Origin of the sequence: Chitinimonas arctica (assembly GCF_007431345.1) — a bacterium.
In the GTDB taxonomy this organism is placed as follows: Bacteria; Pseudomonadota; Gammaproteobacteria; order Burkholderiales; family Chitinimonadaceae; genus Chitinimonas; species Chitinimonas arctica.
Window position 1 is genome coordinate 140,227 of record NZ_CP041730.1, and the last position, 25,939, is coordinate 166,165.

Here is a 25,939-nt window from a genome sequence, read left to right on the forward strand (position 1 = left end):
ATCCCACGCCACCCGGCACGGTCACGCCCCCGGGTACGACCCCGATCACGCCTACTCCACCCCGCGGCGGCCCGATTACACCCACCCCGCCCGACGGCACGCCGGGTACGCCCGTGATCATTCCGCAACTGCCCGACGATGGCGGCATCGGTGGCGCCGGCGGTGGCGGCAGCTCCGGTGGCGGAGGCGGCAGTGGCAGCGGCGGGGGTGGCGGCGGTAGTGGCACGGGCGGCGGCGGTGGCGGCTCGGGTGGTGGTGGCGGCGGCACGGGAGGGTCCGGCGACGGCACGGGTAGCGGTGGCAGCGGCAATGATGGTTCCGGCGCGGGTTCGGGCGGGTCCGGCTCGGGTGGATCGGGCTCGGGTGGTTCAGGTAGCGGCGGCTCTGGCTCCGGCGGCGGCTCCGGTGGAGCCGGGTCGGGTGGCTCAGGTGGCGGCTCCGGCTCGGGTTCAGGTAGCGGCGGCGCGAACGACGGCAGTGGGGGCGGCGGTTCCGGCTCGGGCAACGACGGCAGCGGTGGCGGCGGTGCCGGCAGCGGCGGTTCGGGCAGCGGCTCAGGCGGCGGGGGAAGTGGTAGTGGCGGCTCGGGCAGCGGTTCCGATGGCTCGGGTGGCGGTGGCCAGGGCAATGGCGGCGGAAATGGCGGCAGCGGCTCCGGCTCAGGTAGCGGCGGTGCGAACGATGGCAGTGGGGGCGGCGGTTCCGGCTCGGGCAACGATGGCAGCGGTGGCGGCGGTGCCGGCAGCGGCGGTTCGGGCAGCGGCTCAGGTGGCGGGGGAAGTGGTAGTGGCGGCTCGGGCAGCGGTTCCGATGGCTCGGGTGGCGGTGGCCAGGGCAATGGCGGCGGAAATGGCGGCAGCGGCTCCGGCTCGGGTAGCGGTGGCGCGAACGACGGCAGTGGGGGCGGCGGTTCCGGCTCGGGCAATGACGGCAGCGGAGGCGGCGGCGCCGGCAGCGGTGGTTCGGGTAGCGGCTCGGGCGGCGGCGGCAGTGGTAGCGGTGGCTCCGGCAGCGGTTCGGATGGCTCGGGTGACGGCGGCCAAGGCAATGGCGGGGGGAACGGCGGCAGCGACTCGGGTTCGGGTAGCGGCGGCGCGAACGACGGCAGTGGGGGTGGCGGCTCCGGCTCGGGTAATGACGGCAGCGGTGGCGGCGGCGCCGGCAGCGGTGGTTCGGGCAACGGCTCCGGTAGCGGGGGCAGTGGTAGCGGCGGATCGGGCAGCGGTTCCGATGGTTCGGGCAACGGCGGCCAGGGCAATGGCGGCAGCGGCGGCGGTTCCGGATCGGGCTCGGGCAGCGGCGGTGCCAACGATGGTAGTGGCGGAGGCGGTTCCGGCACAGGCGACGGCAATGGCGGCGGAGCCGGCGGCGGCGGATCGGGCAGCGGTTCAGGCGGCGGTGGGTCGAGCGGCGGCGGATCGGGTTCCGGGTCCGGTGGCGACGGTTCCGGCTCGGGTTCAGGCTCGGGCAATGACGGTGGCGAGGGCGGCGGGTCGGGTGGCGGCTCCGGCAATGATGGCGGCAACAATGGCGCCGGCGGCGGCGGTTCCGATAACGGCTCGGGCAATGGTGGTTCAGGCAACGGCGGCTCCGGTGGCGGCGGCTCGGGCAATGGCTCGAGTGGTGGTGGTGGCGCGGACGGCGCAAGCGGCTCGGGAAGTGGCGGCCAGGACGATACGGGTGGCGGGAGCGGCGGTTCCGGCGGAAGCGATGATGGCAGCGGCGCGGGACACGGCGGCTCGAAAGGCCATGACGATGGTAGTCGCGATGGCGGTGGAGGGGGACGGCAAGGTGGCGGTGACGGCGGCGGCGACGGCCGGGACGGTGGTGGCAACGACAATGGCCAGGACTCCGGCAAAGGCGGCGGTGGAACGGCCAGTGCCGATGCCGGGCTCCCCTGTACCGAAATGCCGCTGAACAAACGCCCGGTCGATGACAAGGCCGCCGGCGAGGTCGATCTCAGCGGCGGCAAGGGCCTGGTCAAGCTAAAGGGTGAAGGCGTCAATATTCGCCGCGACTGCCAACGCAACAAGGACAAGGCGGGAGGAGTAAAAGCAGCACTTAAATAACGGCGGTTTGACGAGTAGTGCCTTGTACAGTACCGACCGCTAATCTAAGACTAAGCATAAACCCCCGGCGATCCGCAGTGCAGGTAGAGCTGATCCCGGCAGAGGATGGAATGGTCGCCAGTCGGACCGGACCGAGGGAGGCGTAGCCAGGACTCGCTACGCGCCCGTGCAATCGCAGCCGCTGTCCGGACACCTCAGCAATGTCGCAACGCACCTCACCATGGGGATCACGCGCCATGCCACAAGCAAACCCGATCGCACCCTGCCTCGCCGTGCTGCTCTGTGGCGCCCCCGCCCTGGCCGACGATGGTCCGGCGGTGTCGGAAACCGTTTCCGTCTTCGGCAATCGCCAAAGCCGCCAGGTCCAGAATATCAGTGCGGATGACCAGGACAAGGCCCTGCCGGGCAGCAGTCCCTTGAAGACGCTGGAAAAACTGCCCGGCATCAATTTCCAGTCGGCCGATGCCTTCGGCAGCTACGAATGGTCGGCCCGCTTCGGTATGCGCGGTTTCGGCCAGAATCAGATCGGCTTTACGCTCGATGGCATTCCGCTTGGCGATATGAGCTATGGCAACAATAACGGCCTGCATATCAGCCGGGCCATCGCTTCGGAAAACATGGGCCGGGTAGCCGTGTCGCAGGGCGCCGGTGCATTGGGCCTGGCTTCGTCCAGCAACCTCGGCGGCACCGTCCAGTTCTATTCCTTGCCGCCGGCCGAGCAATTCGGCTTCCGCGTGTCCCAAACCCTGGGCAGCCACCACACATCGCACAGTTTCGCCCGCATCGATAGCGGCGCCTTGACCGCCGGCACCAAGCTGGCATTCAGCGTCAGCCGGCATCGGGCCGACAAGTGGAAAGGCGATGGCGGCCAGGACCAGGATCAATACAATCTCGCCTGGGCGCAGCCGCTGCATGCCCATCGCCTCAGCGGCTTCTACAACTATTCCGACCGCAGCGAAACCGATTACCAGGATATGTCGCTGGAAATGAAAGACCGGCTGGGCTACGACTGGGACAATTACGCGCCCGACTGGCAGCGCGCGGTCGATGCCGCCAACGGCCAATTCCGTGGCGCCGTCAACAACCTCGACGATGCCTATTACCTGGGCCGTGGTTTGCGGCGCGACCGCCTGGGTGGGCTGACGCTGGAATTGAATCCGGCGCCGGCGCTGCAGTTCAAGAGTACCTATTACCATCACAGCAACCAGGGCCAGGGCCACTGGTACACCCCCTACTCGCCTTCTTCGGCCACCGTGCCCATTTCCATCCGCACCACCGAATACGATATCGATCGGGACGGTATCCTGGTGGACGGCCGCTGGCAGTGGGAGGATCACGCGCTCAGCGCCGGCTTCTGGCTGGAACGCAGCCGCCATGGTGCGACCCGTAACTTCTATGCCGTGCAGGGCCCCGAAGATACCAACCGCTTTCTTGACCGCCCCATGTCGACCGGTTTCAAGCAAGATTTCCTGACCACCACCCAGCAGTTCTATCTGCAGGACAGTCTTACCCTTCTCTCGGACAAACTGCGCCTGAACTTTGGTTTCAAAAGCCCCCGGATCAATATCAAGTCGACCAGTCTGGTCGGTAGCCGCGCTGCCGGACAACTGCTCGCCCGCAAACGCCTGCTACCGCAAATCGGCTTCAATTACGCAATGGCTCCCGGCTCGGAGTGGTTCGGCAGCCTGTCCCGCAATATGCGCGCCTACCAACCCGGCGTCAGTGGTCCTTTTTCGCAAACCCAAACCGCCTTTGACCTGACCGCCCACCAGCTCAAGCCGGAAACCTCGACCGTACTCGACCTTGGCTACCGCTTCAAAAGTGGCGAATGGCAGGGTGCGGTGGCGGTCTATGCCGCCGACTTCAAGGACAGGATCTTGAATATCGCCCTGTGCAGCGGCATCGTCGGCTGCCCCAACACCATCGCCAATATCGGCAAGGTATCCACCCATGGCATGGAGGTCGCTACCAACTGGGCATTCGACAAGCAATGGAATTGGTTCAACGCCTTGACCTTCAACCGTTCGCTCTATCGATCCGATTACCTGGACAACGGCAAACTGATCGCCATTTCCGGCAAGCGGGTGGTGGATAGTCCGCAATGGATGTTCAATACCGAGCTATCGATGGATGCCGCCCCCTGGTTTGCCCGCATCGGCGGCAAATATTCCGGCAAGCGCTATTACACTTATCTTAACGACAGCCCCCTTGCGGGCTATTGGGTTGGCAGCCTGTCCATGGGTTACAAGTACAAGAGCGGAGGTCCCTTGCGCGAGATGGAATTGCAGCTGAATGTCGACAACCTGCTGAACAAGCGCTACTTCAGCACGACCGGCAGTAACGGCTATGTCACCAGCGATCCGGCCGGCACCTTCGCCACCTCGCTCACCGGTGCGCCGCGCCAGGTCTTCCTGAGCCTGAGCGGGCGCTTTTGAGCGGAAAGAAAGGGCGGCAGCCGTCCCGCCGAAGGATAGATCCGATGGCTTTTTTGAATTGCGGTCCCTGGCTTGCGGGACTGTTGGCGGCGAGCACGATGATTTCCCCTGCCGTAGCCGAGGAAATTGCGCCCACTGAAGCCTGGCGCGGCAGCCACCGTATCGAAGCATGCGATGATCAGGCCGAGTTTCCGCCGTATACCTATATCGAGCGGGTTGCCGGGGTCAAAACCGATATCGTTACCGGTATCAGCTATGAATTGCTCGCGACCATGCTGCAAAGGCGCGGTTTGTCCCTCCGTATCACCTTATTACCGTGGAAGCGCTGCGTGGAGGAGGTGCGGACCGGCAGATTCCACGTCCTGCTGAATGCCACGATGACGCCGGACCGGGCGGTCAATTACCATGGCGTGGGGCCCCATGCCACCCTGTGGACCTACTACTTCTACTCCCGCAAGCTGCATCCCGATGGACTGGCCATCCGAACCTTGGCGGACCTGCGCAAATACCGCATCTGCGGCATGATGGGCTACAACAGCGAAGAGCCTTACGGTCTGCCCAAGGGTTTTGTCGATCAGGGTTCGAGCGATTTCGGCTCGATGATCAGGAAGGTCCTGGCCGGCCATTGCGATCTATTCAACGAGTCGCTCGACGTCATGCAGGGCTTCGCCAAGATCGGCCGCCCGCTGCTGGATGATCCGCAACTGGCGGTCAAGATCCTGCCGCCGGAGTTGAAGCCGGCCGAGTATTACTTCCTGGTATCGCGCTTGCATCCGCAGGGCCGGGCACTGGCGGAGCTCTTGGATAGCGAGTTGAAACAGATGAAGGCCTCGGGCGAATTGAAACGCCTCCGCGAGAAATTCCTCAAGTCCCCGTAGTGCCGCCCGCCCGCAAGGCACACGCTGTCGGTGGCCGCGCATACCACTTGCCCGGCTCGCCTTCATACAGCGTGACGCTGAACCAGACGTCCCAAGCGAAGCCGATATCCTGCTGGTCGCCATTGGCGAGGGCCCGCATGCTGAACAAGCCGCCCGGCACGGCATTGCCGCTGGCCAAATGAAGCGCGGGCGAGGCCGTGGCGGACTTGCAGGCCAGGGCGGGATCGAATATCCGCACTTCGCGGCTGATGCCGACCTGATTGGCATCGCTGTCGCGGGCCTGGTAGCTGCATGTGTAATGTCCCACCCGGCTGCTGTCCACCTGGCTGCAATCGGCCGTCACCGGCAACTTGCCGTCTTCGCTATCGCTGGCCGTCGCGCCCGGATCAATAAACGCCTGCCCTAGCGCTATGTGCAAGGGATTGTGGCCCAGTAGCGCGATGGTGGGCGGCTGGGCCGCGCGCGGATGGCGCGAGAAAAAGTCCCAGACGATATCGGGATAGCTCGGTCCGTCGCGCATCGCCCACTTGCCGTTCTTCCCTTCGCTGCCGCCTATCCAATAATGCCCATGATCGGTATCGGCCGTATTGGGCGTGCGCAAGGGACCGCGATAGAAAACCGTCTCGACCAGCGACGGTCCTGTCCCCTGCCCATCGGCGTGATAGACCGAATGCAGACAGCCATAATCGTCATCGCCGTAAACCGGCGCGCAAGGCTTCTGCGCCGTCAGGGTCCGCGCCGGCGTATCGTGGCCGACGCTACCGAACAGCTTCAGATGGGCATCGCGCAGCCGCGATGCCGCCGCCGCGATAACCGTGCAGTCTTTTTCGTTCTGCAGTACCAGCAGCGGAATGGCATGCGGGTGATCAAGTTCTGTCCGCATCTCCCTCACCACTCGATCAAGGGGATGCAGGCTGGCGAAACCCGGACAGCTGTAGGAAACCGAGGCGGGGTCCTCGCCGTAGGGCAGGCCGGCCGCAGTGGCGACAGCACTCCAATACTCATTGTGCGTAATGGCCGCCACCACGCTGATGGCGCCGCCCGAGGACAAGCCGGTAAGAAAACGGCGCTTGGGGTCCACCGGAAAACGCCCCTCCACTTCCAGCCCGATGCGATGCAGGTCCTCCGGTTCACCGCGCCCCTGGTGGCGATGCGCGTCGAACCAGAAGCCCCAGCAATTCTGCGTGCGCAGGCCGTCGTAACTGGTGATGTAGGGCGTCACCAGGATAAAGCCATGGCGGTCGGCCGCCGCGCGCAATCCCCAGTCGCGCATCACGTCGCCGCTGTCCTGGCGGCAGCCGTGCAGGGCCATCACCATGGGCGCCGGCTGCGCCAGTCCGGCCGGCAGATAGACCTGGTAATCGCGGTTGCGCGAACCCGGATAGTCGCGGGCTTGAAATTGGAAGGATTGCAGCGTACCGGCAAGCGCCACCACGGACAGCAATGTCCAAAGCGCCGCCAGGGTAGCCAGTCTGAAATTGCAAGGCATGGCTCGCCGCCTCCTGCGGCCGGCCATCCATCGCGCTCGCCCTTACTTCGGCAGGACACGGGACAGCCTGTTTTTATCGGTGTCCTACTATAGTCGATACGTATGCCGCAGGTGTGCGCATCGCATGCCGGAACACCGGCCTCCATTGCGGATGGGAATATTGTCCATCGAGTATCTATGATGAAACTGTTCGCCTAAGCCGTGGCGATTTACCGTCAATCATAAAAACAAGCGGGGCAAATTTTGGAGCGGGGCGACGTTTCCAGTCGAGCGGCGCCGGGACAGAGGAATTCGGCATGAATGAACAGGTGGCAAGCGATATCGACAGGCGTCGCCTGTCAGCGCTCCTGCCCATGGCGGAAGCGGAAGGCGCTCTGTTGCATCAACAGCAATTGCTGCACAGCATCCTGTCCTCGCTGCCGGAACAAGTGCTGGTATTGGACAACTGCGGCCGCATCGTACTGACCAATTCGGCCTGGGAGCGCTATCGCCAGGAACAGGCATCGCCCGATTCGCTGCATACCCCGACCCACGGCGATAACTTCATCGATTTCCTGGTGGGTCGCCACCATCCCTTTGCCGGCAGGCTTCTGCTGGGCATCTGCGATGTCATGGATTTGCGCAAGCTGCAATTCAGTTTCGAATACCGCGATGACAGCCTGGACAGCCACGATTGGTTTTCGCTCAAGGTGACGCCCTGGCTGGGTGCGGCCGGCGGCGTGGTGATCAGCCAAACCGATATCAGCCGCAGCAAGCGGCTTTCCGCCGAGCATGAGCGGCTGATCGCCCTCGCGGAAAACACCAGCGACCTGATCGCCATCAGCGATATCGACGGACGCATCAGCTATCTGAACCAGGCCGGCCGCACGTTTTTCGGCCGTGCCGCCATGGACCCGCGCGGCGAATTCCAGACTTTGGCCTGGCTCAGCGCGATGCAGCCGCTATTGACCGAGCAAGGTCAATGGTCGGGCGAGTCCAGTTTGACGCGCCAGGATGGCGTGGAGGTGCCGGTGCTGATGGTTTTACTGGCCCACTGCGACCGCCAGGGAAATATCAGCCATATTTCCGGTATCGCTCGCGATATAAGCGAACTCCGCCGCAGTGCCGTCGAGCTGGAAAACCGCAATGCCGCCTTGGTGGCGCTCAACCAGCAGTTGGCCGAGATGCAGGACCAGCTGCTGCAATCCGAGAAGCTGGCCTCGCTGGGGCAATTGGCGGCCGGTGTGGCGCACGAGATCAACAATCCCATCGGCTATGTCAATTCCAACCTGGCTTCCTTATCCAACTATCTGCAGCGCCTGTTTCGGTTGATCGGCAGCTACGAGTCGGTCCTGGACAAGCTTGCCGACGATGACTGCAAGGCCGCCGTGCAAGCCGAACGGGAGGCGCTGGATTATGCGTTCCTGCGGGACGATCTGACGGCCTTGCTGGATGAATCGCTGGAAGGGGTCACCCGGGTAAAGAAGATCGTCGAGGACCTGAAAGGCTTTTCCCGCACCTGCTCCGAAGCCGATTGGGAAGAGGCCGACCTGCATGCCGGCCTGGATAGCACGCTCAACATCGTCCAGAACGAACTCAGGTACAAGGCCGAAGTGGTCAAGGCTTATGGCCAGCTGCCCAAGGTCGAATGCATGTTGCCGCATTTGAACCAGGTGTTCATGAATATGCTGATCAATGCCAGCCATGCCATCGAGGACGTCGGCACGATCTGGATCCGGACCGACATCCTCGGCGAGGAAGTTTGCGTGGAGATCCGGGATAACGGCAGCGGCATCGCGCCACAGCATCTTTCCCGCATTTTCGACCCTTTCTACACCACCAAGCCGATAGGCAAAGGGACGGGCTTGGGCCTATCTTTGTCTTACGGCATCGTCAAAAAGCATCACGGCCGCATCGATGTGGAAAGCCAGCCCGGCCAAGGCAGCACTTTCCGAATCTGGTTACCAATCCGGCAAAACAGCCCTGCCGCGGCGCAATCCCCGGCCAGGCAGGGGGAAGCGCCCACCAGCGCGGCGTAAAACCATACAACCGAGGGGTAGATGCATGGAACAGCAGGTGCGCCAAGAAATGCTGGCCGAAGAGGGCGGGCAGGCCGAACCACCCTTCAGCCTGCTCGCCGTGGACGACGAGAGCAATATTCTGGCCTCCCTGCGCAGGCTGTTCCGGCCGCATGGCTATCGCATCCTTACCGCCGGTAGCGGCAAGGAAGGCCTGGCGCTGCTGGAAACGGAGCAGATCGACCTGGTGATCTCGGATATGCGCATGCCCGAAATGGATGGCGCGCAATTCCTTACCCAGGTGCGTAATCGCTGGCCCGACACGGTGCGCATCCTGCTCACCGGCTATGCCGATATCAGTTCGACGGTGGAAGCGATCAACAAGGCGCAGATCCATCGCTATATCGCCAAACCGTGGGATGAAAACGAATTACTCGATACCGTCCGGCAGTCCCTGGAACTGAAAGGCCTGCAACGCGAGAAAAAACGCCTCGATTCCCTGCTGGAGCAGCGCAACAACGAGCTATTGGTACTGAACACCAGTCTGGAAGCCAAGGTCCAGGAGCGCACCGCCGCCTTGGAACAAGCCATGCTGCTGGTGGAATCCTCGCACGAAAAACTGAAGAAAAGCTTTCTCACTTCCATCCGCATCTTCGCCAACCTGATCGAGTTGCGCGAAGGCAAACTGGCCGGCCATAGCCGCCGGGTAACCGAGATGAGCCGACATTTGGGGCAGATCATGGGTCTGGCGGAAAACGCCATCCAGGATCTGGTGGTTGCATCCTTGCTGCATGACATCGGCAAGCTGGGCCTGCCGGACGTGCTGCTCAGCAAACCTTTCGCCACGCTGACCTCGGATGAGCGGCTGCTGTACGTCAAGCATCCGATCAAGGGCCAGCAGGCCTTGATGGCGCTGGACACGCTGGAGGAAGCCGCGCTGATCATCCGGAGCCACCATGAGCGCCACGATGGCCTGGGTTACCCCGACCAATTGAACGGCGAGCAGATCCCGCTGGGCGCACGCATCCTGGCCTTGGTCAATGACTACGACGGCCTGCTGAACGGCACCCTGCTGCCGCGTATCTTCACCAAGGAAGAAGCGGTCAAGGCCATCATGGACGGTAGCGGCCGCCGCTACCACCCGGACGTGGTGGCCGCCTTCGTCGAATTCAATACCTCTCCGCCGGATGAGGAGACGCCGACCGAGCGGGAAATCAGCAGCCGTGAATTGTCGCCCGATATGGTTCTGGCGCGCGATCTGATCAGCCCGGCCGGCACCCTCTTGCTTGCCAAGGATTACCAGCTGAGCCAACGGGCGATCGACCGCATTCGGCGCTATGAGGAAGTGGAAAGCTGCGCCCTGAAGTGCCATGTCAAAACGGAGTAAGCCATGAGTCGCATACTGCTGGTCGACGATGAAGCCAATATCCTGACCGCCTTGAGACGCTGCCTGATGGCGCGCGACGACTTTGACGATACGGTTCCCGATTACCAACTCGATGCCTTCACCTCGCCGCAAGCGGCTTTGAAGGCCGCCGAGCTGAATGAGTATGAGCTGGTGGTGTCCGATTACCGCATGCCGGAGATGGATGGGGTGCGCTTTCTTACCGAGCTGCGCTATATCCAGCCGGATTGCATCAGCCTGATCCTGTCCGGCATGACCGACCTGGACGGCTTGGTACGGGCCATCAACCAGGCATCCATCCACCGCTTTATCTCCAAACCCTGGAACGACATCGAGTTGCGGGCCAGCGTGACCGGCGCGCTGGCGCAACGGCGGCTGCAACTGGAAAACCAGCGGCTGGCCGACGAGGTTCGGCAACTCCATACCCGCGCATCCAACCAGGCCGCCGAACTGGCCAGGCTGGAGCGTGAAAGTCCCGGCATCACCAAGGTGCAATGGGGCCCCGACGGCTCGGTCCTGCTCGACGACGATATCGCCTAGGGCAGGACGACGATGGCCAGCGCCTACCCTATTCCTCGTCCTTTCTGGCTGTTCGTCTCGCCGCTCAGGCTATTCCTTGTGGCCGGCGTGATCATTGCCCTGCCCTTTATCGTCTTCACCTGGCTGGCGGAGCAACAGACGCGCGAGACCGTCTGGGCCGAAGCCAAGGCGCGCAACGAGACCATGGCCAATCTGGCGCAGAAGGTAGTGCGCAACGCCTTCCGGGGCATGGCCGAGTATGTCACCCTGCTATCGACACACGATGGCATTGCCCGCGCCATCCAGTCGGGCGACCGCGAGTTCGTCCAATCCCATCTGAAGACTTTCGTCGAGCATAGCGCGCAATTCCACCGCGTGATTATCACCTCCCCTGACGGCAGCCTGCTGTTCGACTATCCAGTCGACCCCAGCGTCAAAGGCCTCAATTACGCCTATCGGGACTGGTATCGCGGCGTCAGGCGCAGCGGCCAATTCTACGTATCGCAGATCTACCGGCGCGCCGAAGCCGGCCAACCCTATGTCGTAGCGGCTACCATGCCAATACGCGATGAACAGGGCGCTATCGTGGCCTACCTGGTGGGGCAATTGGAACTGGGCACCCTGACCGACTGGATCAACCAGCTTAATCCGAACCGGCATACCCACCTGCTGCTGGCCGACTCGTCCGGCCAAGCCGCCGGCGTAGGCAACAAGACGCCGGAAGACTGGCGTGGCCATGCGCAACTCAAGCACGCCCTGGAAAGCAGCAAGGCCGGCCGCAGCGGCATGGTGGAGACCAACGACCCCGTCTCCGGCAAACCCGCCCTGGTCACTTATGCGCCGGTTCCACCGTATGGCTGGACCGTCGTCATCAGCCAGGAAAAATCCGAAATTCTCGCCCCGCTGCAGATCCTCCACCAGACGCTGCTGTGGCTGGCCATCGCCATGCTGCTGGTGCTGGCACCGCTGGGTTATCTGTGCCTAAGCGCTGTTCTGCGCCAGCAACGCGCCGCCGAAGCCAGCCAGAACCTGCTGGCCTGCATACTCGACAGTTGCCACGACCCGGTGGTGGCGTTCGATATGCAAACGCGGCTGCTCGCGGCAAATGGCGCCTGGATGGACGCAATCGCGTCCGCCGAGGGGCATACCCCGCGACTCGGCGAGGTCCTACCTTCCGATCCTGGCGGCGACACCGATGAGCTACGGGCTCGCATATTGGCTACCGGGGTCATGGACGAGTTGGTTGAGTTCCATGAGGGACCGTTGAAATCCCGCAGCTTTGAAGTCAAAAGCAGCCGTCTGCTGGATGGCAGGGGAAAGCAAAAGGGGGTGGTGGTCTGTGCGCATGAGGTCAGCGATTGGTTAGCCGCCCAGCGCAAGATCACGCTGCTCAATTTGCAGACGCAGGAACATAACGAGGCTTTGAAAGCAGCCAATAAGGAACTGGAAAGCTTCAGCTATTCGGTTTCTCACGACCTGCGCGCACCGCTGCGGGCCATAGATGGCTTTTCCGGCATGCTGGCGCGCCGTAGCGCCGACCGGCTGGATGAGGAAGACAAACGCATGCTGGGTATCGTGCGCGACAATAGCAAGATGATGGGCCGCCTGATCGACAACCTGCTCGAATTCTCCCGCCTGGGCAGGCAGCAGATGTCGCGCGGCATGGTGGATATGCAGCTACTGGTGGAAGAAGCATGGCATAGCCTGCGGGATGACTTCCATGGCGAACTCTGTCTGGGCAAGCTGCCTTCCGCCCCGGCCGACCGCGCCTTGCTCAAGCAGGTTTGGATCAATCTATTGTCGAATGCCATCAAGTACAGCGGCGGCGTCGCCTCTCCCCGTATCGAGGTCGACGGCTGGCAAGGCAATGGCGAATATTGTTATCGCGTCAGGGACAACGGCGCGGGATTCGATATGCGCTACGTGGGCAAGTTGTTCGGTGTTTTTCAACGACTGCATGCCAGCGACGAGTTTCCCGGCAGTGGTGTCGGCTTGGCTATCATTGCCCGTATCATCACCCGCCATGGCGGCAAGGTAAGCGCGGAGGGGGAGGTCGGCGTCGGCGCCAGCTTCCAGTTCAGCCTGCCCATGCAAGCCGATGCGAGTGCAGCAACGGTAAGCAATCACGGAGAACAGTATGGAAACGTTGCAAGCCATTGATGTCCTGCTGGTGGAGGATAACCCGGCGGACGCCGAGATGACCCTGACCACCTTGCGCGACCAGCGACTGGCCAATCGCATCGCCTGGGTCAAGGACGGCGAGGCCGCCATCGATTACCTGTTCTGCCGGGGCATCTATGCCGAGCGAGACCCGCAACCGCCCCGCCTGGTCCTGCTCGATCTGAAATTGCCCAAGATCGACGGTGTCGAGGTCTTGCGCGTCATGAAGGAAGACCTTCGCCTGCGCAATATCCCGGTCGTCATGCTGACCTCTTCCGCCGAGGAAAGCGACCTGGTCCGTACTTATGGCCTCGGGGTGAACAGCTATGTGGTCAAGCCCGTGGACTTTGACGAGTTCAGCGTCGAAATCGGCAAGCTGGGCTTCTACTGGCTACTGATCAATCGGACACCATCCAGCTGAACAAACGCCCTTGCGGTCTTCATCATCCAAGGCGCCCACGTCGGCAATAGCCACGTCCCTGGATGGCGGGATTTCGGCAGTGGCTATGGTCTATAGTAGTCACAGAGTCATAGCCCTCATGGCCACAGGCCGGCGACAAGCCCGGTGGGCCGATGATTGCGCACCATAAGGAGGAAAGATGCCGGTATCGATTTTGGTTGTCGATGATTCGCCGATGGCGAGAAAAATGCTGATCCGAGCCTTGCCGCCGGCCTGGGACGTCAGCATCGAACAAGCTTCGAACGGCATAGAAGCCATGGATGCCTATCGCAAAGGCAAAGTGGATGTGATGTTTCTCGATCTACAGATGCCCGAGATGGACGGCTTCGAAGTTCTGGATACCTTGCGGCACGAAGATATGAATTGCCTGGTGATCGTCGTCTCCGCCGATGTCCAGGAAGAAGCACAAGCCCGCGCACGCAGCATGGGCGCCATCGCCTTCGTCAGAAAACCGGTCGATGCCGACAAGATCCATAAAGCACTCAAAGATTATGGGATCGAATTATGATGGATCCAATCCTGAACGATGAGCAAAGAGAAGCCCTTCAGGAAATCGCCAATATCGGCATGGGCCAGGCGGGCGCCTCTATCGCCAAGGTATTGAGCGAGTTTGTCGTACTCTCCATTCCCCGTATTTCCTCGGCCGCCACCGCCGATTTTTCCGATGCGGTCGCCAGACTGGTCGGCGATACGCTGCTGACTGCTGTTCGACAAGCTTTTATCGGCGAATTCCGCGGCGAGGCCTTGGTGATCTACCCGGACGTGAGCGTTACCGAGCTGGGCGCCATCATGGGCTATGACGACACCCTCGATCGAGCCGCCGAACAGGAGATCATGCTGGATATCGCCAATGTCCTGATCGGCGCCTGTCTTAATTCCATTGCCGACTTGCTGGGTTTGATGATCGGCTTCTCGATGCCCTCCTTGATGGCGGAAAACGTCCCCGCCAGCCAATTGCTCGGTTCCGAAGAGCTGGAATCCAAGTGCGCCCTGCTGGTCGAGGTCAATTTCAAGCTGGAGAAGGGCAATTTCTCCTGCCACCTGGTGATATTGACCCTGGAAGACGATATCGCCACGCTCAGCAACGCCTTGGATAAATTTATTGCCACTTTGTAGCCGCGAATACGGATCCAGAAGGGTTATCCATGGCAAAAACGGATATCGAAGCAGAAGGCACCGTCAGGACAAAGCTGTTCGCCAGCCTGGTCGATTCGATCCCGGTCGGCATCTTTGCAGTCGATCGCGATATGGAAATCGTGTTGTGGAACCATTATATGGCCACGCACAGCGGTTGCCGCGAAGAGGATGTCCGCGGCCGCAATCTGTTCGAAGTGTTTCCGGAACTACCGCAAACCTGGCTGAAACGTAAGATAGAAGGCGTATTCATCCTCAAGAACTACGCCTTTACCGCCTGGGAACAACGACCCTTTCTATTCCGGTTTTCCCATAACCGCCCGATTACCGGCGGCGTGGGCGAGATGCGCCAGAATACCGCCTTTATTCCCATCAAGAATGAATCCGGCGACGTCGAGTACGTTTACGCCACCCTCTTCGACTATACCGACACCGCAATTTTCCAGCAGCGCTTGAAAGATACCATTCATGAGCTGGAGCAGAAAAAACTGGAGCAACAGACCCTGATCCAGAAGCTGGAAGAAACCCGCAATCAGCTGCTGCAATCGGAGAAACTGGCGGCCATCGGCCAATTGGCCGCTGGCGTGGCCCATGAAATCAATAACCCCATCGGCTTTGTGCTATCCAACGTCGGTTCCATGGAGCGCTATGTCAAGGATCTGTTCCTGCTGGTCGACGAATACGACAGCGCCCAGGAGTTCATCTGGGAAAAAGCGGCCGTGGACAAGATCGAGGCCGCCAAGAAGAAGATCGACTATGCCTTTCTGAAGGAAGACGTCCCTGCCCTGTTGGCCGAAAGCCTCGACGGCCTGGGCCGAGTGAGGCGCATCGTGCAGGACCTGCGCGATTTTTCCCGCATCGAACCCTCCGACTGGCAGCGCGCCGATCTGCACCAATGCCTGGACAGCACCCTGAATGTGGTCAACAACGAAATTCGCTACAAGGCCGAGGTGATAAAGATCTACGGTACCCTGCCCGAGGTGGAATGCATGGCTTCGCAGATCAACCAGGTTTTGCTGAATCTGTTGGTCAATGCGGCACAAGCCATCCCGGAAATGGGCACCATCCATCTGCGCACCGGGGTCGAGGGCGATATGGTGTGGGTGGAGGTGGAGGACAACGGCGGCGGCATCCGTGCTGCCGACCTGGGCAAGATATTCGACCCCTTCTTTACCACCAAACCGGTCGGCAAAGGCACCGGTCTTGGATTATCGGTGACCTATAGCATCATTCAGAAACATAACGGCCGTATCGATGTATCCAGCCAGGAGGGGCAAGGCACGACTTTCCGGGTTTGGTTACCGATCAAGCAGGCGGAGGTTTCGGCGAATCCTTAGGTCAATTCGATTGAATCAAGGCCACGGAGTTAATTTTGGTGCCCAACCACTCCCTACTGCGGGCCTCAAGCTGTGTTGTAACTTGATACCGCTGAAATACCCGAGCTGCTCCTAGACCGCTAAGACGATTAGTCAGTGCATTTAGCATGGGAGCATCAGCATTACATTGAGGAAAATATTGCCACCCTCTCACTGCTTGGGTGGTTTGTCTTTTTCCTCTTGGCTTATTTCATCCAGCAAGGATTGCGACTCCACACTTCCGCCGGACTTAGCTTTAGTGGCCCAGTATTTGGCTTTCCCGATGTCGCGAATAGCCTGGTTGTAAAGATATGCCGCGGCCAAATTGTGCTGGGACAAGGTATCACCTTGCTCCGCCGCTGTAGTTAACCATTTCAACGCCTCACGATCATCGAGGTTGATGTATCCATAGTAAAAAGACAGTTTTCTTGCCGATTTAATAGCACCACCTTCGGCCATTTTTTTGTGTTCCTGCAACTCAGATTCGGACATTGCATACTCCTGCCCTCCTGCAGGAACATTTGTCGAATGCGATCGTATGAAATATACGCCCGCCAGTACTGTGAGCCTGAATCATTTTGGCCATATCCTGCACGGGTATGGATTTTCGGTCAGAGTCAATCATGTTGCTCGGATTTCCATGCCCTGCCACAGTGAACTCGCCCGGCGCGCTATTAAATTTCTCGGCGTTTTTATAAGCTACCTCCCCCCAAAAACCCAAAAACCCAGGCTTGAAAAGATTTATGTCTGGCGCCAATCCAAGTGGATCAACATTGCTCAGCGGACCACTTCCGACATAAGCATAAGTATTAATTCCTCCTTGTAGCCCAATCGGATCCGACTGCGCATACCTACCCAACGCGGGGTCGTAGTCACGATGGTAGTTGTAGTACAGGCCAGTTTCCTTGTCGTAATACTGGCCAGGGAAGCGCGGGTTATAGGCGTATGCGCCGCCAGTCCCTTCCGGATCTTCATTCGGCGGCGTATTGCCGAAAGGCTCACCCTGCCATGCCCAGATCGGCCGCTTGGTGGCATCGGTGATCAGTCTTGCCGTGCCCAGGTGGTCGGTATGGATATAGCGGACAGCACCGAAGTCGATGACGGGGTGAGGATCTGGTTGATCTGGCCGGCGGCATTGAAGTTGTAGGTGATAGTGCGGCCGCTGGGGTAGACGCGCTGTTTCAGGCGTCCCGCGCTGTCGTAGTTTTCGCGGGTGATGTGCTGAGGGCCAGCGCTGCCGCGAGTATCAGATTGGGGAATTTCATTCGGTTTAGCTTGCAGTGCGTGCGGTAGGACGGGCCAGCGGGGCGCGGTCGGCGTCGATCTGGGCGACCAGTTGGGCCAGGCTGTTGCTGCTGTCCTGTAGCTCGGTGAACTTGCGATTGCCCATGGCATCGAGGGTGTAGACGATGCGGTTGCCGAGCTGGTCGCGGATCACGCTCAGGCGGCGGGCCGTGTCGTAGTCGTAGTTCAGCTTGCGGCCGTCGGGGGTATCGACCTGGCTTAGCTGGCCGGTGGGGTGATAGCTATAGGTGCTCACCAGGCTGCCGACCGTGCGGGTCTTGAGGCGGTTGCGCAGGTCATAGCCCAGGGTAACAACGACTCCGTCAGTTTGTTTGATGCGGCCCACCTGGCCGGCCGGGGTGTAGTCCTGATAGAGCGTGACCAGGCCAGCGCCGTCGGTGGCTTGGCTGAGGTTGCCCTGGGTGTCGTAGACGAAGGTGCTCACCGACCGGTCCGGCTCGGTGATGGTCCACAGCAGGCCGTTCGGGTGGTAGGTGTACTGCCAGACGCGGGCGCTGCCGGTCAGGGTGGCGTTGAAGCCTTGGCTGCCGTTGGGGTCCAGGGTGGCTTGCTCGGTGCGGCTGAGGATATTGCCCTTGGTATCGGGGACAAAGGTGGTGCGCAGCGAGGGGGCGGAGATCGCCAGCGGGATACGCAGGCTGGGCGACCATTGGGTGCGGGTGGTCGTGGCTTTGTCCGTGCCGGCGGCGTCAACGCGTTCGATTTGCAGGTTACGAGCCAGGTCGTATTTGAAGGTGGTGGTCGTGCCGCCGAAGTCGGTGTAGCTGGCCAGGTTGTTTTGCGTGTCGTAGATCTGGCTGCGGGTCTGCACGGGATCGCCGGCGCGGGCACCGCTGCGTGTTTCCTGGCGGGGGCGGGTCACGTCGAGCTGGCTGGCTTGGCCATAGCTATGGCTGACGCCGAGCGGATCGGTGAAACGCACCGATTGCAGCTGGTTTTGGGCATCGAATTGGTACTGGTCCACCTGATAGTGGTTGAGCTTGCCGGCTTCCCAGGTGGCGGTGGTCAGGCCGGTGGTGGCGTCGTATTCCCAGTGGGCGAAGGGTTGCTGTTTCTCGTCGATCAGGTCGCTCAGCATGGCCGGGGCGCCTGCAATCGGCGACACCCGGGCCAGGTACTGGTATTGGCGGCGAGTGCCATCGGCATGGCTGACCGAAGCGAGCTTGCCGGCGTCATAGCCGTAGGTAATGACCTTGCCGCTGGGCGGGGTGACTTGCTTGATCAGCAGGCCGTCATAGTCGATGCGCAGTTGGCGCTGGAAGCTATCGCGCACCAGGGTGATGTCCTGGTTGGCATTGGTGGTGAACGTCAGGGTGTAGCCATTGCGCTGGACCAGGCTGAGCGGATTGAGGTAAGCATCAAAGGTCCATACGCGCTCGTCGCTATCACGATACGCCCAACCGCTGCCGGTCGGCAGTTCGGTCAGGCTGGCGTTCACATCGGCATCGGCTTGCCAACGACGGGGTTCCCCGTCCAGTAAGCGGAACGATAGCGTCCGTTGGCCCAGCTGGAGAACCATATCGATACGATCGGAACCGGTGCGCGAGAATAGGCGGATATCGTAGTTGTGGCGCCAGCCGCTGGCATCCCAGCCGCGTGGGGCCGTACCGCTTGGCACGCGCCGCAGGCTGTCGTAGTGGCGGACAAAGGCGAGCGATGACGCACCCGTGGCGGCGTAATCGGTTTCGTCGATCAAGGTCCGGCCCCGGTCGAGACCAATCGGATCGCCGATCGCAGCCGGGATGCTGCATTGGCAATCGTCCTGCGGCGGCGTTTTATCCTGGGTATTGGGCGTAGGCGGGACCGGAGCGGCACATTTATCCTGCTGGACATCGAATGCCTGGCCGGCTGGGCATCCGCAGCTGCCATCCTCCCGCATGGAAAAGCCGGCAGGGCAGACATTTTATTGGGACCGGCCATACGGCAGACTTGCTTGCTCGGCGTCACCCCATTATTGAAGCTGATCTCCCAGCCCGGTTTGCAAGCACCATCAAAGCGGTAGACCGGCGAGTTGCAGTATTCCGGACCGACGTCAGTACGCCTATAACAGATGATGTCCGTGTAGGACCAGCCGTCATTGTAGTAGCCAACTATCTTGAGATACTGGTTGAGTTCGGGGTTAGGGACCACTTTACACTCGCCAATATTCTTGATGCCTTCCACTGAAGCAGGCGACGAACAGGAAAAATCTTTTCATTTTCAATTACTTGGCATGATTTCGGCGCAGGCTCGGACAAGAAAAATCCAAGCCTGGAACAGGTGGGGTCAATATCATATACGAGGCCTGACCGTTCGATTGACGATATGACCGGTAAATATGCCGTCCGAGAGCAGACGCCTGAACTTCGTATCCTTTTCAGAAAATCCCGCCGAGAAACTTGAAGATTGCGTCACGAAACTACGTTAAACATGCATTCCAGTACCGCAAACCTCATATAGGGTGCACCAAACGGATGAAACGGCATGTCCTCCTGCTCGCCCCCCTGCTTTTGGCCGCTTGCGCCGGCACGACGGCCCATCCGCCCCCAGGCCAATGGGTGGAACAACCCTCGGCGAATGCCGATGAACGGGTACAGGTGCGATTCCTGGTCATGCATTACACCGCACATGACTTCGCCTACTCGCTACACGTCCTGAGCGAACCCAATGTCAACGGCAGGAATGTCAGCGCCCACTACCTGCTGCCCGAAGAAGGCGACCCCAGCTACAAGCGTCCTACGCTGTTGCCCTACCGTTTGGTTCCAGAGAGCCAACGCGCCTGGCACGCAGGGCTTTCCCGGTGGGAAGACCGGCAGAACCTGAACGACCAGTCGATCGGCATCGAAAACGTCAACCAGGCCGAGTGCTTCCCGGTAGAGGACGCCGAGCCCTTATGCATCTACCCGGACTACTCGCCGACCCAGCTCCAATTGCTGCTTGGATTGAGCCAAGAAATACTTGCACGCCATCCCGATATCACCCCGACCCGTGTCGTTGGCCATAGCGATATCGCGCCCTTGAGAAAGACCGACCCAGGTCCCCGGTTCCCCTGGCAGTGGTTGGCACGCAATGGCGTGGGCGCCTGGTATGAAACCGGCACGGTCCTCAAGCATCACCGCGTCCTGAAGGACAGGCCCGACGACAGCACCTTACTGTTACGCGCGATGCGGGCATACGGTTATGGCGTGCCTGAAAACGGATTGCCCAGCGGAGACGCGGAAAAATATATCCGTGCCTTCCAGATGCATTTCCGCCCCTGGGAAGTCACCGGCCAAGCTTCTGCCGCAACGATCGCGACAGCCCTGGCGCTTGTCGAAAAATACTTTCCAGACCGTTTGGAAAAAGTCTTGCTGCCAGCCAGCCGCGTTCCTTAGCAACCCTCTGATTTTTACCCCGCCTGCTCAATGGGAAGACCAATCCGAAACGTCGTCCCCTTACCCAGCTCGCTCTCTATCGTGATCGAGCCATTGTGCTTGCGGATAATGCCATAGGAGATCGACAGGCCCAGGCCGGTACCCTGGCCAATTGGCTTGGTGGTAAAAAAGGGATCGAAAATACGATCCCTGATTTCAGGCGCAATTCCCTTGCCGGTATCGGTAATTTCCACCCATACGCATTTATCATCGTGATACATATTGATGGTAATCGTGCCCAGTCCGCCCTCGATGGCATGGGCCGCATTGACCAGAATATTTAGGAAGACCTGATTGATCTGGCTCGGCATGCAATCCACATAGGGTAGCGGCTGAAAATTGCGCACCAGGTTGGCTTTGTACTTGATCTCGTTATTGACGATGCTCAAGGTACTTTCCATGCAATCCACCAGGCTGGCCTTCTGCCAGCTGTCGCTGCTGTCCACCCGGGAGAAGTCTTTCAGGTCCTGCACGATCTTCTTTACCCGCGTCAAACCTTCATTCGACTGCTCCAACAGACTGCCGACATCTTCCATCAGAAATTCCAGATCGATTTTCTGCTTGAACCGGTTCATTACCTGCCGGTCTTGCTCCGATAGATTTCCCTCCAATGCCGTATAGCTGGACACCAGCCCCAGCAGGTCCTTGATATAGGCAGACAAGGAACTGAGGTTGGACGCGACGTAACCGACCGGATTATTGATCTCATGCGCTACCCGGCGGCCAGCTGCCCGATGGAGGCCAGTTTTTCCGATTGTAGTAGTTGGACCTGGGCGGCTTGCAGCTCTTCATTGAGCTTGCCCAATATTCCATTCTGCAGTTGCAGCGCAGAGGTGCGCTCCTGCACCAGGGCCTCCAGGTTGCGGCGATGCTCAGCCAGCTCGAATTCGGTGTTCTTGCGGGCATCGATATTCTGCAAATAGCCTTGAAACAACTCGGCGGCATTTTCCCGGCGCTTTTTGGCGCCCTGAAACAATACCCAGCAGGTATGCGTACCATGTAAGAGCCGACATTCCAGCTCGAATTTCTCCTCCGCGCGGTCCACCAGGATTTCTTGCAAGTGCTGTATATCCTCTGGGTGAAAATGCTCAAGCAGACTGCCGGGCCGATACCAATCGTCCAGCTCGATACCAAACTGGGCATGCGCCTGCGGCCCGATGTACTGCAGACCCCAGCTGGCCGCATCGGCGATCCAGGGCACTGCATTGGTCGATTCGATCAGGCTGCGATTCTTCTCCTCGCTTTCGGACAAGGCTTCCTTGGTCTTCTCCAGCACGGCGATTTCGTCGCGTAGCGAGAGCCGCATCTGGTTCATCGCATTGACGAGTACCTGCAGTTCATCGTCTCTGCGGCTGCCGCGGCGATCCAGCACCCAGGCTTGCTCCAGGTCCTGTATGGTCATTCGCCGCGCCTGCCGTGCCAATTGCGCCAGCGGCACGCTGATCAAACGATTGAAGATCAGCAGGATAAAGGCCGAAATAAACAGAATGGTGATCGACTGGTTCAGCAGGATCAACATCACATGATCCTTGACGCCAGCAAACACTTCGTCGAGCGTATAGAGGATATCCACCCGCCCGATGTATTTTGCCCCGGCATCGTCCTGGTAATCGAGCGAAAAGCTGCGCACGATAATACCGGGCTCACCCTCTTCCAGAGTCGTGCCGATATGGCTCACCACATGCCCCAGATGGTCCCGTATCTGCACCTGCTTGATGCTGCGCATCTGCATCAGGCCCAGCAATTGCGCGTTCAATTGGCGCTGGTCGAAGTTCCACATCGCTGCCGTGATGCTGGCTTTGTTGATGCGCTCGAACTCATCGAGCTTGCTCTCGATCTGGCTGATCTCGCGCTTGTAATCGGAATAGAGCTGGGCGCCGGTAAATGCCATAGTCATGAACGTGCTGAACACCACGATATAGATCAGCACCTTCCAACCGAGCGGACTGTCCTGCCTATAAGTGATCAGACGTTTTAGCAAACCCATTGGGTCACATGCCATATGCGAAATCATTGCTACAAGTTGTAGTGTATTTCGCTGCGGATTGGCGCCGAATCGCTTCGCAAAGGCACCCAAGGCGCTCTGCCAACGCATTCGCGGAGAAAGGCTGACCATCCAAGCGGCGAGCCGATGGAGGCACGCGCCTTGCCTATATATTTGTCTTGCCGCGTCCCTGTTCTATGCTGGATTTACATAGGTGCCAAAGGTCGGGCTGCCTGGATAAAAATTGTGTGCAGGAGGAAACATGGCCCACATGTTGTCGTCCCCCGCGAGGCGTTTCGCTCAGCCCAGTCCAGCCGGCCTTCGCCTGGTGCAAGGGCCCGGCCGCTCCGGATATACACGCCGCAGCCCCCTGCCCCTCCCTCCGCCCGCCCGCGTCTCCTTCCTTGATCCGGTGTTGAACGCCGCGCAGAGCCTCCCTTGATGCCAGCGGAAAGTAATCGACCCATCCATGCAATTGAAAATTGGCGTCCGCTGCTGCTGGCCGTGCTTGCCTGGCTGTTCGCCAGCCTGACGGCGAGCTGGGCCGATAGTGAAATCGAGTATCAGGTCAAGGCTGCCTATCTCTATAAATTCACTTCCTATGTCGAGTGGCCGGAATCCGTGTTCAGCCAGGCCGATTCGGCCTTGACCATAGGCGTGCTGGATGCCGACGTACTGGCCGAAGAACTGGGCAAGCTGCTGGTCGGCCGTACCGTCAATAATCGCCATATCGTGCTCAAGCGGCTCAAGCCCGGCGCACCGCTGACCGGCGTGCAGATCCTGTTTATCGGCCGGCACGAAGCCGACCGGCTTAAAGCCCTGCTGGAGAGCCTGCAGGCGCAACCCATCCTGGTGGTCACCGAATCGGCCGGTGCGCTCAACCTGGGCAGCGTGATCAATTTCGTGCAGGTGGATAACCGGATCCGCTTCGAAATATCGCGCGGTATGGCGGAAAAGAACAGCCTGAAGCTGAGCGCGAGATTGCTGGCGGTGGCGCAGCAGATCCGGAACGAGGCGCCATAATGATGGATTTCGGGCGGAGCTCCATCCGTTTCAAATTCCTCCTGACCGTGCTGGCCACCAATCTGGGTACGCTGATCGTGGCCGGCTCGGCGCTGGTCTATAACGATGCCCGCGAATACCGGCAGGGGCTGGTCAACGAGCTGACCACCCAGGCCGATATTCTCGGCCAGGCCAGTGCCTCGGCCCTGGAGTTCAACGACCCGAAGTTCGCCAACGAAAACCTTGCACTGCTACGCGCCAAGCCGGAAATCGTCGCCGCCGGCATCTATGCCGCCAAGGGCTCGCTATTCGCCAGCTATGCGCGTACCGGTGCCGGCGGATTCCCCGCCCTGCCGGAGCAGGATGGCATACGCATACACGACAAGGAGCTGCTACTGTTCAAGCGCATCGTGACCCAGCGCGAGATCATCGGCACCGTCTACCTGCGCGCCCGCTATGACGTCCTGCAACGGATCATCGACTACTTCGGCATTCTCGGCGCGGTCACCCTGGTCAGCCTGATGGCGGGCATGCTGATCTCGACCCGGCTGCAGACCTATATCAGCGCGCCCATCCTGTCGATCAGCAATGTTGCCAAGCAGGTGATGGAAAAGCGCGATTTCACCCTGAGGGCGAGCAAGACGACGGATGACGAAATCGGCTACCTGGTCGATGCCTTCAACGATATGTTGGCCGAGATCGGCCGGCGGGCCGAAGCGATCGAGGTATCGCGGCAAGCGCTGGAGCACGAAATCAACGAGCGTCGCGACGTGCAGAAAGCCTTGCATACCAGTGAACGGCGCAATCGCTCGCTGGTCGAGGCCGCTTCTTCGGTGATTTGGGTCAGCGACATCATGGGTAATTTCGTCGAGCCGCAACCCACCTGGGCCACCTATACCGGCCAGCAGGCGGGCGAGTATCACGAGCTGGGCTGGCGCTCCGCCTTCCACGCGGCCGACCAGGGCATGGTGGATCGCGCCTGGGCACTGGCAATCAATACACCGGCGCCGTTCGAGCTGGACGCACGGCTCTGGCATGCACAATCCGAACGCTATCGGCAGGTATGCCTGCGCGCGGTCCCGCTGTTCGGTTCGGATGATGAAGTGATCGAATGGATAGGTACCGTCACCGATGTCGATGACCGCCGTGCCGCCGAACAGGAGGTCAGGCAGCTGAATGCCCAGTTGGAGCAGCGCGTGGGTGACCGGACCAGGCAACTGGAGGAGGTCAATAAGGACCTGGAAAGTTTCAGCTACTCGGTTTCGCACGATCTGCGCGCGCCGGTGCGTGCGATAGGCGGTTTTTCCGCCATGCTGTGGCAGCACCATGCCGAAAACCTGAGCGATGAGGGACGGCGCCTGCTGGGCATCGTCCGCTCCGAAGCCAGCCGGATGGGCACGCTGATAGACGATCTGTTGGCCTTTTCGCGATTGGGCCGGCAGGCCATGCAGCTCGCGCCGCTGAATATGAAAGCCCTGGCCGGCGCGACTTTCGAGCGCTTGTGCGCGCAGCAGCAAGAGTCCCAGCCGAAGTTCCAGCTGGGTTCGCTGCCCGAATGCCGGGGCGATCGGGCCTTGATCACCCAGGTATGGGTCAACCTGTTGTCCAACGCGATCAAGTTCAGCTCCAAGCGGCCGCAAGCGTTGATCGAAGTGGGCGCGATCAGCGACGACGAGAAGCACACTTTTTTCGTCCGGGACAACGGAACCGGTTTCGACCCGGTCTACAAGGCCAAGCTATTCGGCGTATTCCAGCGCCTGCACGACGCCGGCGACTTCCCCGGCACCGGTGTCGGGCTGGCGCTGGTGCAACGAATCATCAACCGACATGGCGGCGTGGTCTGGGCGGATAGTCAGCCCGACGAAGGCGCGACCTTCTATTTCACGCTGCCCAAGGAGGCATCCGATGGAAGAGTTTGAACAGATCCATATTCTGTTGGTGGAAGACAACCCACTGGATGCCGAATTGACGATGTATGGCCTGCGCGGCGGCAATATCTCGAACATGATTACCTGGGTGAAGGACGGCAAGGAGGCGCTGGACTACATTTTTCGTCGCGGCACCTATAGCGACCGCGAGTTGGCGCCCCCCGGGCTGATCCTGCTGGATCTGAAGATGCCCCATGTGGACGGTACAGAAGTACTGGCGGCGGTGAAGTCGGACGAAACCACCCGGCGCATCCCGGTCGTGGTGATGACTTCCTCGCGCGAGGAGTGCGACATGGTCAAGAGCTATGACCTCGGCGCCAACAGCTACGTGGTCAAGCCGGTGGATTTCGATGGCATCAGCGATATCGCGAAACAGGCCGGTTTTTATTGGCTAGTCGTCAACCGTACACCGCACAGCACCTGATCG

21 protein-coding genes are annotated in these 25,939 nt (G+C 60.4%); 15 read left to right on the forward strand and 6 right to left on the reverse strand.

What is annotated here, in order from left to right; genetic code table 11:
* Nucleotides 1-113: 113 nt before the first annotated feature.
* The 3 genes from FNU76_RS00715 to FNU76_RS00725 all read left to right on the forward strand — a co-directional run bounded on the left by FNU76_RS00715 (nt 114) and on the right by FNU76_RS00725 (nt 5,382).
* Nucleotides 114-2,069, forward strand: a complete 1,956-nt coding sequence (locus tag FNU76_RS00715; RefSeq protein ID WP_143855911.1) for a hypothetical protein — start codon at nt 114-116, stop codon at nt 2,067-2,069.
* A gap of 236 nt (nt 2,070-2,305) precedes the next feature.
* Entirely contained in the window at nt 2,306-4,504 is a 2,199-nt protein-coding gene (locus FNU76_RS00720) for a TonB-dependent receptor (RefSeq protein ID WP_143855912.1), read from the forward strand.
* A gap of 44 nt (nt 4,505-4,548) precedes the next feature.
* Nucleotides 4,549-5,382: a substrate-binding periplasmic protein gene (locus tag FNU76_RS00725; protein WP_143855913.1), complete on the forward strand. Its 834-nt coding sequence runs from the start codon at nt 4,549-4,551 to the stop codon at nt 5,380-5,382.
* Here FNU76_RS00725 and FNU76_RS00730 read toward each other — a convergent pair.
* Nucleotides 5,369-6,871: an extracellular catalytic domain type 1 short-chain-length polyhydroxyalkanoate depolymerase gene (locus FNU76_RS00730; RefSeq protein WP_143855914.1), complete on the reverse strand. Its 1,503-nt coding sequence runs from the start codon at nt 6,869-6,871 to the stop codon at nt 5,369-5,371. The two genes, FNU76_RS00725 and FNU76_RS00730, sit on opposite strands and share 14 nt — an antisense overlap.
* A gap of 296 nt (nt 6,872-7,167) precedes the next feature.
* On the opposite strand from FNU76_RS00730, the gene FNU76_RS24260 reads away from it, so the two are divergent.
* The 8 genes from FNU76_RS24260 (at nt 7,168) to FNU76_RS00770 (ending at nt 15,883) form a co-directional block, all read left to right on the forward strand.
* Entirely contained in the window at nt 7,168-8,889 is a 1,722-nt protein-coding gene (locus tag FNU76_RS24260) for a PAS domain-containing sensor histidine kinase (RefSeq protein WP_143855915.1), read from the forward strand.
* A gap of 25 nt (nt 8,890-8,914) precedes the next feature.
* Complete coding sequence (nosR, locus tag FNU76_RS00740; RefSeq protein ID WP_223879175.1) at nt 8,915-10,255, forward strand: response regulator c-di-GMP phosphodiesterase, NosR family; 1,341 nt, start codon at nt 8,915-8,917, stop codon at nt 10,253-10,255.
* Nucleotides 10,256-10,258: 3 nt separating this feature from the next.
* Nucleotides 10,259-10,813, forward strand: a complete 555-nt coding sequence (locus FNU76_RS00745) for a response regulator (RefSeq protein ID WP_143855916.1) — start codon at nt 10,259-10,261, stop codon at nt 10,811-10,813.
* A 12-nt stretch (nt 10,814-10,825) separates the two neighbouring features.
* Nucleotides 10,826-12,952: a sensor histidine kinase gene (locus tag FNU76_RS00750; RefSeq protein ID WP_143855917.1), complete on the forward strand. Its 2,127-nt coding sequence runs from the start codon at nt 10,826-10,828 to the stop codon at nt 12,950-12,952.
* Entirely contained in the window at nt 12,930-13,373 is a 444-nt protein-coding gene (locus FNU76_RS00755) for a response regulator (protein ID WP_143855918.1), read from the forward strand. Before FNU76_RS00750 ends, FNU76_RS00755 begins: the two co-directional genes overlap by 23 nt.
* Nucleotides 13,374-13,551: 178 nt before the next feature.
* Nucleotides 13,552-13,920 carry a response regulator gene (locus FNU76_RS00760; protein WP_143855919.1) on the forward strand — a complete coding sequence of 123 codons (369 nt, stop codon included), beginning with the start codon at nt 13,552-13,554 and terminating at the stop codon, nt 13,918-13,920.
* Nucleotides 13,917-14,528 carry a hypothetical protein gene (locus FNU76_RS00765; protein WP_143855920.1) on the forward strand — a complete coding sequence of 204 codons (612 nt, stop codon included), beginning with the start codon at nt 13,917-13,919 and terminating at the stop codon, nt 14,526-14,528. The genes FNU76_RS00760 and FNU76_RS00765 overlap by 4 nt, the downstream gene beginning before the upstream one ends.
* A gap of 29 nt (nt 14,529-14,557) precedes the next feature.
* A complete protein-coding gene (locus FNU76_RS00770) occupies nt 14,558-15,883 on the forward strand; it encodes an ATP-binding protein (RefSeq protein ID WP_143855921.1) in 1,326 nt (441 codons plus the stop codon).
* 189 nt (nt 15,884-16,072) lie between these two features.
* On the opposite strand, the gene FNU76_RS00775 is transcribed toward FNU76_RS00770, so the two are convergent.
* The 3 genes from FNU76_RS00775 to FNU76_RS00790 form a co-directional block, all read right to left on the reverse strand.
* Nucleotides 16,073-16,393, reverse strand: a complete 321-nt coding sequence (locus FNU76_RS00775; RefSeq protein WP_143855922.1) for an SEL1-like repeat protein — start codon at nt 16,391-16,393, stop codon at nt 16,073-16,075.
* A complete protein-coding gene (locus FNU76_RS25125) occupies nt 16,380-17,000 on the reverse strand; it encodes an RHS repeat domain-containing protein (protein WP_144280537.1) in 621 nt (206 codons plus the stop codon). Before FNU76_RS25125 ends, FNU76_RS00775 begins: the two co-directional genes overlap by 14 nt.
* Before the next feature lie 171 nt (nt 17,001-17,171).
* The gene (locus tag FNU76_RS00790) at nt 17,172-19,085 is read right to left on the reverse strand and encodes an RHS repeat domain-containing protein (RefSeq protein WP_143855924.1); all 1,914 of its coding nucleotides are present in this window, start codon (nt 19,083-19,085) and stop codon (nt 17,172-17,174) included.
* A 574-nt stretch (nt 19,086-19,659) separates the two neighbouring features.
* Here FNU76_RS00790 and FNU76_RS00795 point away from each other — a divergent pair.
* Nucleotides 19,660-20,559: an N-acetylmuramoyl-L-alanine amidase gene (locus tag FNU76_RS00795; RefSeq protein WP_143855925.1), complete on the forward strand. Its 900-nt coding sequence runs from the start codon at nt 19,660-19,662 to the stop codon at nt 20,557-20,559.
* A gap of 14 nt (nt 20,560-20,573) precedes the next feature.
* Here FNU76_RS00795 and FNU76_RS00800 read toward each other — a convergent pair whose 3' ends face one another.
* Together FNU76_RS00800 and FNU76_RS00805 are read right to left on the reverse strand one after the other, a co-directional pair.
* Entirely contained in the window at nt 20,574-21,260 is a 687-nt protein-coding gene (locus FNU76_RS00800) for a sensor histidine kinase (RefSeq protein ID WP_143855926.1), read from the reverse strand.
* Nucleotides 21,261-21,310: 50 nt separating this feature from the next.
* Nucleotides 21,311-22,585 carry a hypothetical protein gene (locus tag FNU76_RS00805; protein ID WP_179958292.1) on the reverse strand — a complete coding sequence of 425 codons (1,275 nt, stop codon included), beginning with the start codon at nt 22,583-22,585 and terminating at the stop codon, nt 21,311-21,313.
* Between the two features lie 438 nt (nt 22,586-23,023).
* Here FNU76_RS00805 and FNU76_RS00810 point away from each other — a divergent pair, with 438 nt between their 5' ends.
* From FNU76_RS00810 to FNU76_RS00820, 3 genes are read left to right on the forward strand one after another with little or no spacing between them, the layout of a single operon-like run.
* The gene (locus FNU76_RS00810) at nt 23,024-23,605 is read left to right on the forward strand and encodes a TOL_0243 family YfiR-like periplasmic protein (protein WP_143855928.1); all 582 of its coding nucleotides are present in this window, start codon (nt 23,024-23,026) and stop codon (nt 23,603-23,605) included.
* A complete protein-coding gene (locus tag FNU76_RS00815) occupies nt 23,605-25,503 on the forward strand; it encodes a sensor histidine kinase, YfiR-like protein-associated (RefSeq protein WP_143855929.1) in 1,899 nt (632 codons plus the stop codon). Before FNU76_RS00810 ends, FNU76_RS00815 begins: the two co-directional genes overlap by 1 nt.
* Nucleotides 25,490-25,936 (forward strand): response regulator, encoded by a 447-nt coding sequence (locus FNU76_RS00820; RefSeq protein ID WP_143855930.1) that lies wholly within the window; start codon nt 25,490-25,492, stop codon nt 25,934-25,936. Before FNU76_RS00815 ends, FNU76_RS00820 begins: the two co-directional genes overlap by 14 nt.
* The last annotated feature ends 3 nt before the right edge of the window (nt 25,937-25,939 follow it).

Excerpts from the sequence above, each read along its gene's own strand:
- FNU76_RS00720 (WP_143855912.1), top strand. The coding sequence starts at position 2,306 with ATGCCACAAGCAAACCCGATCGCACCCTGCCTCGCCGTGCTGCTCTGT.
- FNU76_RS00725 (WP_143855913.1), top strand. The coding sequence starts at position 4,549 with ATGGCTTTTTTGAATTGCGGTCCCTGGCTTGCGGGACTGTTGGCGGCG.
- FNU76_RS00730 (WP_143855914.1), bottom strand. The coding sequence starts at position 6,871 with ATGCCTTGCAATTTCAGACTGGCTACCCTGGCGGCGCTTTGGACATTG.
- FNU76_RS24260 (WP_143855915.1), top strand. The coding sequence starts at position 7,168 with ATGAATGAACAGGTGGCAAGCGATATCGACAGGCGTCGCCTGTCAGCG.
- nosR (WP_223879175.1), top strand. The coding sequence starts at position 8,915 with ATGGAACAGCAGGTGCGCCAAGAAATGCTGGCCGAAGAGGGCGGGCAG.
- FNU76_RS00745 (WP_143855916.1), top strand. The coding sequence starts at position 10,259 with ATGAGTCGCATACTGCTGGTCGACGATGAAGCCAATATCCTGACCGCC.
- FNU76_RS00750 (WP_143855917.1), top strand. The coding sequence starts at position 10,826 with ATGGCCAGCGCCTACCCTATTCCTCGTCCTTTCTGGCTGTTCGTCTCG.
- FNU76_RS00755 (WP_143855918.1), top strand. The coding sequence starts at position 12,930 with ATGGAAACGTTGCAAGCCATTGATGTCCTGCTGGTGGAGGATAACCCG.
- FNU76_RS00760 (WP_143855919.1), top strand. The coding sequence starts at position 13,552 with ATGCCGGTATCGATTTTGGTTGTCGATGATTCGCCGATGGCGAGAAAA.
- FNU76_RS00765 (WP_143855920.1), top strand. The coding sequence starts at position 13,917 with ATGATGGATCCAATCCTGAACGATGAGCAAAGAGAAGCCCTTCAGGAA.
- FNU76_RS00770 (WP_143855921.1), top strand. The coding sequence starts at position 14,558 with ATGGCAAAAACGGATATCGAAGCAGAAGGCACCGTCAGGACAAAGCTG.
- FNU76_RS00775 (WP_143855922.1), bottom strand. The coding sequence starts at position 16,393 with ATGTCCGAATCTGAGTTGCAGGAACACAAAAAAATGGCCGAAGGTGGT.
- FNU76_RS00790 (WP_143855924.1), bottom strand. The coding sequence starts at position 19,085 with ATGCGGGAGGATGGCAGCTGCGGATGCCCAGCCGGCCAGGCATTCGAT.
- FNU76_RS00795 (WP_143855925.1), top strand. The coding sequence starts at position 19,660 with ATGAAACGGCATGTCCTCCTGCTCGCCCCCCTGCTTTTGGCCGCTTGC.
- FNU76_RS00805 (WP_179958292.1), bottom strand. The coding sequence starts at position 22,585 with ATGGGTTTGCTAAAACGTCTGATCACTTATAGGCAGGACAGTCCGCTC.
- FNU76_RS00810 (WP_143855928.1), top strand. The coding sequence starts at position 23,024 with ATGCCAGCGGAAAGTAATCGACCCATCCATGCAATTGAAAATTGGCGT.
- FNU76_RS00815 (WP_143855929.1), top strand. The coding sequence starts at position 23,605 with ATGATGGATTTCGGGCGGAGCTCCATCCGTTTCAAATTCCTCCTGACC.
- FNU76_RS00820 (WP_143855930.1), top strand. The coding sequence starts at position 25,490 with ATGGAAGAGTTTGAACAGATCCATATTCTGTTGGTGGAAGACAACCCA.